The sequence below is a fragment of the Enterobacter sp. PL1 genome (genome assembly GCF_945957325.1).
Classification (GTDB): domain Bacteria; phylum Pseudomonadota; class Gammaproteobacteria; order Enterobacterales; family Enterobacteriaceae; genus Enterobacter; species Enterobacter roggenkampii.
This window is the reverse complement of record NZ_CAMFKT010000037.1, coordinates 20,851-29,116: the sequence shown is the minus strand read 5'-3', so window position 1 is coordinate 29,116 and position 8,266 is coordinate 20,851. Positions and strand designations below refer to the sequence as shown.

Genomic DNA, 8,266 nt, shown 5'->3' with positions numbered 1-8,266 from the left:
TTACCGTCCACAGTTCTACTTCCGTACTACTGACGTGACCGGTACCATCGAACTGCCAGAAGGCGTTGAGATGGTAATGCCAGGCGACAACATCAAGATGGTTGTGACGCTGATCCACCCAATCGCGATGGACGACGGTCTGCGTTTCGCAATCCGTGAAGGTGGCCGTACCGTTGGTGCGGGCGTGGTTGCTAAAGTTCTCGGCTAATTGCTGATAACATTTGACGCAATGCGCAATAAAAGGGCATCATTTGATGCCCTTTTTGCACGCTTTCACGTCAGAACCTGGCTCATCAGTGATTATTTTTGTCATAATCATTGCTGAGACAGGCTCTGCAGAGAGCGTATAATTCGAAAAGCGAATTAGCATTTCGATTTGGTTTGCCTCGCAATCGCGGGGTGAAAATGTTTGTAGAATACTTCTGACAGGTTGGTTTATGAGTGCGAATACCGAAGCTCAAGGGAGCGGGCGCGGCCTGGAAGCGATGAAATGGGTAGTAGTAGCCGTTCTGCTGATCGTAGCGATTGTCGGCAACTACCTTTATCGTGACATGATGCTGCCGCTACGCGCGCTTGCAGTGGTAATTCTGATTGCTGCAGCGGGTGGTGTCGCGCTGTTGACGACGAAAGGCAAAGCGACCGTCGCTTTTGCTCGCGAAGCGCGTACCGAAGTCCGTAAGGTAATTTGGCCGACTCGCCAGGAAACATTGCACACCACGCTGATCGTAGCGGCGGTTACCGCTGTAATGTCACTGATCCTGTGGGGACTGGATGGTATTCTGGTTCGCCTGGTATCCTTTATCACTGGCCTGAGGTTCTGAGATGTCTGAAGCCCCTAAAAAGCGCTGGTACGTCGTTCAGGCGTTTTCCGGTTTTGAAGGCCGCGTAGCAACGTCGCTGCGTGAGCATATCAAATTACACAACATGGAAGAGTTATTTGGCGAAGTTATGGTTCCGACCGAAGAAGTGGTCGAGATCCGTGGCGGTCAGCGTCGCAAAAGCGAGCGCAAATTCTTCCCGGGTTACGTGCTGGTTCAGATGGTGATGAACGACGCGAGCTGGCACCTGGTGCGCAGCGTACCGCGCGTGATGGGCTTTATCGGCGGCACGTCTGACCGTCCGGCGCCAATCAGCGACAAAGAAGTGGATGCGATTATGAACCGCCTGCAGCAGGTTGGTGATAAGCCGCGTCCGAAAACGCTGTTTGAACCGGGTGAAATGGTTCGTGTTAATGACGGTCCGTTTGCTGACTTTAACGGCGTCGTTGAAGAAGTGGACTACGAAAAGTCCCGCCTGAAAGTTTCTGTATCTATCTTCGGTCGTGCGACCCCGGTAGAACTGGACTTTGCGCAGGTCGAAAAAGCCTAAGCAGCGATCAAAAAAGCGACGATTTAATCGTTGCACAGGGCGCGAGATTGGAATACAATTTCGCGCCTTTTGTTTTTATGGGCCCGGCCCGTAAAACGAATTTTATTCACGGGGAGCCTCACTGAGGCGCTATTACCCAATCAGAGGATTTTAGAATGGCTAAGAAAGTACAAGCCTACGTCAAGCTGCAGGTTGCAGCTGGTATGGCGAACCCAAGTCCACCAGTTGGTCCAGCTCTGGGTCAGCAGGGTGTGAACATCATGGAATTCTGTAAAGCGTTCAACGCAAAAACGGAATCCCTGGAAAAAGGTCTGCCAATCCCAGTCGTAATCACTGTTTACGCTGACCGTTCTTTCACTTTCGTTACCAAAACCCCTCCAGCAGCAGTTCTGCTGAAGAAAGCGGCTGGTATCAAGTCTGGTTCCGGTAAACCGAACAAAGACAAAGTGGGTAAAATTTCCCGCGCTCAGCTGCAGGAAATCGCGCAGACCAAAGCTGCCGACATGACTGGTGCCGACATTGAAGCGATGACTCGCTCAATCGAAGGTACTGCACGTTCCATGGGCCTGGTAGTGGAGGACTAAGAAATGGCTAAACTGACCAAGCGCATGTCCGTGATCCGTGACAAAGTTGATGCGACCAAACAGTACGACATCAACGAAGCTATCGCTCTGCTGAAAGAACTGGCAACTGCTAAGTTCGTTGAAAGCGTTGACGTTGCCGTTAACCTGGGCATCGACGCGCGTAAATCCGATCAGAACGTTCGTGGCGCAACTGTACTGCCACACGGTACTGGCCGTTCCGTTCGCGTAGCTGTATTTGCTCAGGGTGCAAACGCTGAAGCTGCTAAAGCTGCCGGCGCTGAACTGGTAGGTATGGAAGATCTGGCTGATCAGATCAAGAAAGGCGAAATGAACTTTGACGTTGTTATTGCTTCTCCAGATGCAATGCGCGTTGTTGGCCAGCTGGGCCAGGTTCTGGGTCCACGCGGCCTGATGCCAAACCCGAAAGTGGGTACTGTAACCCCTAACGTTGCTGAAGCGGTTAAGAACGCTAAAGCAGGTCAGGTTCGTTATCGTAACGACAAAAACGGCATCATCCACACCACCATCGGTAAAGTGGACTTTGACGCTGACAAACTGAAAGAAAACCTGGAAGCTCTGCTGGTTGCGCTGAAAAAAGCAAAACCAACTCAGGCAAAAGGCGTGTACATCAAGAAAGTTAGCATCTCCACCACCATGGGTGCAGGTGTTGCAGTTGACCAGGCTGGCCTGAGCGCTGCTGCAAACTAATGCCTTTACGTGGGCGGTGATTTTGTCTACAATCTTACCCCCACGTTTGCTAACAATAGTTAGCGGCTAAAAGATTTGTTCGTTGGAGCCTGGCCTAATCCAGGCCTCCGTCGAAGACCGCAGGTGTTTCGCAAGAGACTTAATCCCCTGCGTAGACGGTGACAGAACGCTAAGATTATTTTTGGATACTCTGGCTTGTTTCTGCTCACCGTATTAAGACGCTCTTTCCGTTGGGGAGAGTGAAGTGAGTTCCGGAACATGAGTTCCGGCAAACATCCAGGAGCAAAGCTAATGGCTTTAAATCTTCAAGACAAACAAGCGATTGTTGCTGAAGTCAGCGAAGTAGCCAAAGGCGCGCTGTCTGCAGTAGTTGCGGATTCCCGTGGCGTTACTGTAGACAAAATGACTGAACTGCGTAAAGCAGGTCGTGAAGCTGGCGTATACATGCGTGTTGTTCGTAACACCCTGCTGCGCCGCGTAGTTGAAGGTACTCAGTTCGAGTGCCTGAAAGACACGTTTGTTGGTCCGACCCTGATTGCATACTCTATGGAACACCCGGGCGCTGCTGCTCGTCTGTTCAAAGAGTTCGCGAAAGCGAATGCAAAATTTGAGGTCAAAGCTGCAGCCTTTGAAGGTGAGTTGATCCCGGCATCGCAAATCGATCGCCTGGCAACCCTGCCGACCTACGAAGAAGCAATTGCACGCCTGATGGCAACCATGAAAGAAGCTGCGGCTGGCAAACTGGTTCGCACTCTGGCTGCTGTACGCGATGCGAAAGAAGCTGCTTAATCGCAGTTATCTTTATAAAGCATTTGCTTACGTATAAACTTATTCTGATTTTCAGGAACAATTTAAATGTCTATCACTAAAGATCAAATCATTGAAGCAGTAGCAGCTATGTCCGTAATGGACGTTGTAGAGCTGGTTTCTGCAATGGAAGAAAAATTCGGTGTTTCTGCTGCTGCTGCTGTAGCTGTAGCTGCGGGCCCGGCTGAAGCTGCTGAAGAAAAAACTGAATTCGACGTAATTCTGAAAGCTGCTGGCGCGAACAAAGTTGCTGTTATCAAAGCAGTACGTGGCGCAACTGGCCTGGGTCTGAAAGAAGCTAAAGACCTGGTAGAATCTGCTCCAGCTGCGCTGAAAGAAGGCGTGAGCAAAGACGACGCAGAAGCACTGAAAAAATCTCTGGAAGAAGCTGGCGCTGAAGTTGAAGTTAAATAAGCCAACTTTTCTGGTTGCAGCCTAAGTCATTAGGCTGATGGCTGGTGACTTTTTAGTCACCAGCCTTTTTGCGCTGTAAGGCATCAGTAGCATTTCACACTGTTTGACTGCTGATTGTCCTGACAATGCATGTTTCTATCGACGACTTAATATATTGCGACAGGGTGCTCGCTCTGTGTAAATCGCGACGAAATGATTTAAGCGTGATAGCAACAGGTATTGCGGAAAGTATTCAATTTTCCGGTCCACAAAATGGTGTTGCACAAACTGTCCCTTCGTCGGACAGATGGGTCGACTTGTCAGCGAGCTGAGGAACCCTATGGTTTACTCCTATACCGAGAAAAAACGTATTCGTAAGGATTTTGGTAAACGTCCACAAGTTCTGGACATTCCATATCTCCTTTCTATCCAGCTTGACTCGTTCCAGAAGTTTATCGAGCAAGATCCTGAAGGGCAGTACGGTCTGGAAGCAGCCTTCCGCTCCGTGTTCCCGATTCAGAGCTACAGCGGTAACTCCGAGCTGCAGTACGTCAGCTACCGCCTTGGCGAACCGGTGTTTGACGTTCAGGAATGTCAGATCCGTGGCGTGACCTATTCCGCACCGCTGCGCGTGAAACTGCGTCTGGTGATCTACGAGCGCGAAGCGCCGGAAGGCACCGTAAAAGACATTAAAGAACAAGAAGTCTACATGGGTGAAATTCCACTCATGACGGACAACGGTACTTTCGTTATTAACGGTACTGAGCGTGTTATCGTTTCCCAGCTGCATCGTAGCCCGGGCGTCTTCTTCGACAGCGATAAAGGTAAAACGCACTCTTCCGGTAAAGTACTGTATAACGCACGCATCATTCCTTACCGTGGTTCCTGGCTGGACTTCGAGTTCGATCCAAAAGACAACCTGTTTGTCCGTATCGACCGTCGTCGTAAACTGCCTGCAACCATCATTCTGCGTGCACTGAACTATACCACTGAGCAGATCCTGGACCTGTTCTTTGAGAAAGTGATCTTTGAAATCCGCGACAACAAGCTGCAGATGGAGCTGGTGCCGGAACGTCTGCGTGGTGAGACCGCGTCGTTCGACATCGAAGCCGACGGCAAAGTGTATGTGGAAAAAGGTCGCCGTATCACCGCGCGCCACATCCGCCAGCTGGAAAAAGATGATATCAAACACATCGAAGTTCCGGTTGAATACATTGCAGGAAAAGTAGCCGCGAAAGATTACGTTGATGAATCAACTGGCGAGCTGATCTGCCCGGCTAACATGGAGCTGAGCCTGGATCTGCTGGCTAAGCTGAGTCAGGCTGGCCACAAACGTATCGAAACGCTGTTCACCAACGATCTGGACCACGGTCCGTACATCTCTGAGACTGTACGCGTCGACCCAACCAACGATCGTCTGAGCGCGCTGGTTGAAATCTACCGCATGATGCGTCCTGGTGAGCCACCAACTCGCGAAGCGGCAGAAAGCCTGTTCGAGAACCTGTTCTTCTCCGAAGACCGCTACGATCTGTCCGCGGTTGGTCGTATGAAGTTCAACCGTTCTCTGCTGCGCGACGAAATCGAAGGTTCCGGTATCCTGAGCAAAGACGACATCATCGAAGTGATGAAGAAGCTCATCGATATCCGTAACGGCAAAGGCGAAGTGGATGACATCGACCACCTCGGCAACCGTCGTATCCGTTCCGTAGGCGAAATGGCGGAAAACCAGTTCCGCGTTGGCCTGGTACGTGTAGAGCGTGCGGTGAAAGAGCGTCTGTCTCTGGGCGATCTGGATACCCTGATGCCTCAGGATATGATCAACGCCAAGCCGATTTCTGCAGCAGTGAAAGAGTTCTTCGGTTCCAGCCAGCTGTCTCAGTTCATGGACCAGAACAACCCGCTGTCTGAGATTACGCACAAGCGTCGTATCTCTGCACTCGGCCCAGGCGGTCTGACCCGTGAACGTGCAGGCTTCGAAGTTCGAGACGTACACCCGACCCACTACGGTCGCGTATGTCCAATCGAAACGCCTGAAGGTCCAAACATCGGTCTGATCAACTCCCTGTCCGTGTACGCACAGACTAACGAATACGGTTTCCTCGAGACCCCGTACCGTAAAGTGACCGACGGTGTTGTTACCGACGAAATTCATTACCTGTCTGCTATCGAAGAAGGCAACTACGTTATCGCTCAGGCGAACTCCAACCTGGATGACGAAGGCCACTTTGTAGAAGATCTGGTGACCTGCCGTAGCAAAGGCGAATCCAGCTTGTTCAGCCGCGACCAGGTTGACTACATGGACGTATCCACCCAGCAGGTGGTATCCGTCGGTGCGTCCCTGATCCCGTTCCTGGAACACGATGACGCCAACCGTGCATTGATGGGTGCGAACATGCAACGTCAGGCCGTTCCAACTCTGCGTGCTGATAAGCCGCTGGTTGGTACCGGTATGGAACGTGCTGTTGCCGTTGACTCCGGTGTTACTGCAGTTGCTAAGCGTGGCGGTACTGTTCAGTACGTGGATGCCTCCCGTATCGTTATCAAAGTTAACGAAGACGAGATGTACCCGGGCGAAGCTGGTATCGACATTTATAACCTGACCAAATACACCCGTTCTAACCAGAACACCTGTATCAACCAGATGCCTTGCGTATCTCTGGGTGAGCCAGTTGAGCGCGGCGACGTGCTGGCAGACGGTCCGTCCACCGACCTCGGTGAACTGGCGCTCGGTCAGAACATGCGCGTAGCGTTCATGCCGTGGAACGGTTACAACTTCGAAGACTCCATCCTCGTCTCCGAGCGTGTGGTTCAGGAAGATCGTTTCACCACCATCCACATTCAGGAACTGGCGTGTGTGTCCCGTGACACCAAGCTGGGGCCAGAAGAGATCACTGCTGACATCCCTAACGTGGGTGAAGCTGCGCTCTCCAAACTGGATGAATCCGGTATTGTTTACATCGGTGCGGAAGTGACCGGCGGCGACATTCTGGTTGGTAAGGTTACGCCGAAAGGTGAAACCCAGCTGACGCCAGAAGAGAAACTGCTGCGTGCCATCTTCGGTGAGAAAGCGTCTGACGTTAAAGACTCTTCTCTGCGCGTACCAAACGGTGTTTCCGGTACGGTTATCGACGTTCAGGTCTTCACTCGTGATGGCGTTGAGAAAGATAAGCGTGCGCTGGAAATCGAAGAGATGCAGCTCAAACAGGCTAAGAAAGACCTGTCTGAAGAACTGCAGATCCTCGAAGCGGGTCTGTTCAGCCGTATCTATGCGGTGCTGGTTGCCGGTGGCGTTGAAGCTGAGAAGCTCGACAAACTGCCACGCGATCGCTGGCTGGAACTGGGCCTGACCGACGAAGAGAAACAAAATCAGCTGGAACAGCTGGCTGAGCAGTATGACGAGCTGAAACACGAGTTCGAGAAAAAACTCGAAGCGAAACGCCGCAAAATCACTCAGGGCGACGATCTGGCACCAGGCGTGCTGAAGATTGTTAAGGTCTATCTGGCTGTTAAACGTCAGATCCAGCCTGGTGATAAGATGGCAGGTCGTCACGGTAACAAGGGTGTTATCTCTAAGATCAACCCGATCGAAGATATGCCGCACGATGCTAACGGTACGCCGGTAGATATCGTACTGAACCCACTGGGCGTACCGTCTCGTATGAACATTGGTCAGATCCTGGAAACTCACCTGGGTATGGCTGCGAAAGGTATCGGCGACAAGATTAACGCCATGCTGAAACAGCAGCAGGAAGTCGCGAAACTGCGCGAATTCATCCAGCGTGCCTACGATCTGGGTACCGACGTGCGTCAGAAAGTCGACCTGAACACCTTCAGCGATGAAGAAGTGCTGCGTCTGGCAGAGAACCTGCGCAAAGGTATGCCAATTGCAACGCCGGTATTCGACGGTGCAAAAGAAGCAGAAATTAAAGAGCTGCTGCAACTGGGTGGTCTGCCAACGTCTGGTCAGATTACGCTGTTTGACGGCCGTACCGGTGAACAGTTCGAACGTCCGGTAACCGTAGGTTACATGTACATGCTGAAACTGAACCACCTGGTCGACGACAAGATGCACGCTCGTTCTACCGGTTCTTACAGCCTGGTTACTCAGCAGCCGCTGGGTGGTAAGGCACAGTTCGGTGGTCAGCGCTTCGGGGAGATGGAAGTGTGGGCGCTGGAAGCATACGGCGCGGCATACACCCTGCAGGAAATGCTCACCGTTAAGTCTGATGACGTGAACGGTCGTACTAAGATGTATAAAAACATCGTGGACGGCAACCATCAGATGGAACCAGGCATGCCAGAATCCTTCAACGTACTGTTGAAAGAGATTCGTTCGCTGGGTATCAACATCGAACTGGAAGACGAGTAATTCTCGCTCAAACAGGTCACTGGTGCCGGGTTAACCC

General features: G+C 51.7%; 7 protein-coding genes and 1 pseudogene. All 8 read left to right on the top strand.

Translation table 11 applies throughout. The features are described from left to right. Positions 1 to 208: pseudogene (gene tuf / locus N6P30_RS22260) on the top strand (elongation factor Tu); the annotation flags it as partial. Between the two features lie 229 nt (positions 209 to 437). Then, on the top strand, positions 438 to 821 hold the full coding sequence (gene secE / locus N6P30_RS22255; RefSeq protein WP_003862342.1) for a preprotein translocase subunit SecE: 384 nt from the start codon (positions 438 to 440) through the stop codon (positions 819 to 821). A gap of 1 nt (position 822) precedes the next feature. Beyond that, positions 823 to 1,368, top strand: a complete 546-nt coding sequence (nusG, locus tag N6P30_RS22250) for a transcription termination/antitermination protein NusG (protein WP_003862341.1) — start codon at positions 823 to 825, stop codon at positions 1,366 to 1,368. A 155-nt stretch (positions 1,369 to 1,523) separates the two neighbouring features. Further along, a complete protein-coding gene (gene rplK / locus N6P30_RS22245; RefSeq protein ID WP_008503452.1) occupies positions 1,524 to 1,952 on the top strand; it encodes a 50S ribosomal protein L11 in 429 nt (142 codons plus the stop codon). 3 nt (positions 1,953 to 1,955) lie between these two features. Then, positions 1,956 to 2,660, top strand: a complete 705-nt coding sequence (gene rplA / locus N6P30_RS22240; protein ID WP_006810530.1) for a 50S ribosomal protein L1 — start codon at positions 1,956 to 1,958, stop codon at positions 2,658 to 2,660. A 291-nt stretch (positions 2,661 to 2,951) separates the two neighbouring features. Next, positions 2,952 to 3,449 carry a 50S ribosomal protein L10 gene (gene rplJ / locus N6P30_RS22235; RefSeq protein ID WP_003862338.1) on the top strand — a complete coding sequence of 166 codons (498 nt, stop codon included), beginning with the start codon at positions 2,952 to 2,954 and terminating at the stop codon, positions 3,447 to 3,449. Positions 3,450 to 3,515: 66 nt separating this feature from the next. Next, a complete protein-coding gene (rplL, locus tag N6P30_RS22230; RefSeq protein WP_002445276.1) occupies positions 3,516 to 3,881 on the top strand; it encodes a 50S ribosomal protein L7/L12 in 366 nt (121 codons plus the stop codon). 319 nt (positions 3,882 to 4,200) lie between these two features. Beyond that, on the top strand, positions 4,201 to 8,229 hold the full coding sequence (rpoB, locus tag N6P30_RS22225; RefSeq protein ID WP_008503453.1) for a DNA-directed RNA polymerase subunit beta: 4,029 nt from the start codon (positions 4,201 to 4,203) through the stop codon (positions 8,227 to 8,229). Positions 8,230 to 8,266: the final 37 nt, after the last annotated feature.

Bases quoted from the DNA above. Each gene is read 5' to 3' on its own strand.
- rplJ (WP_003862338.1), top strand. From the start codon at position 2,952: ATGGCTTTAAATCTTCAAGACAAACAAGCGATTGTTGCTGAAGTCAGC.
- rpoB (WP_008503453.1), top strand. From the start codon at position 4,201: ATGGTTTACTCCTATACCGAGAAAAAACGTATTCGTAAGGATTTTGGT.
- secE (WP_003862342.1), top strand. From the start codon at position 438: ATGAGTGCGAATACCGAAGCTCAAGGGAGCGGGCGCGGCCTGGAAGCG.
- rplL (WP_002445276.1), top strand. From the start codon at position 3,516: ATGTCTATCACTAAAGATCAAATCATTGAAGCAGTAGCAGCTATGTCC.
- rplA (WP_006810530.1), top strand. From the start codon at position 1,956: ATGGCTAAACTGACCAAGCGCATGTCCGTGATCCGTGACAAAGTTGAT.
- nusG (WP_003862341.1), top strand. From the start codon at position 823: ATGTCTGAAGCCCCTAAAAAGCGCTGGTACGTCGTTCAGGCGTTTTCC.
- rplK (WP_008503452.1), top strand. From the start codon at position 1,524: ATGGCTAAGAAAGTACAAGCCTACGTCAAGCTGCAGGTTGCAGCTGGT.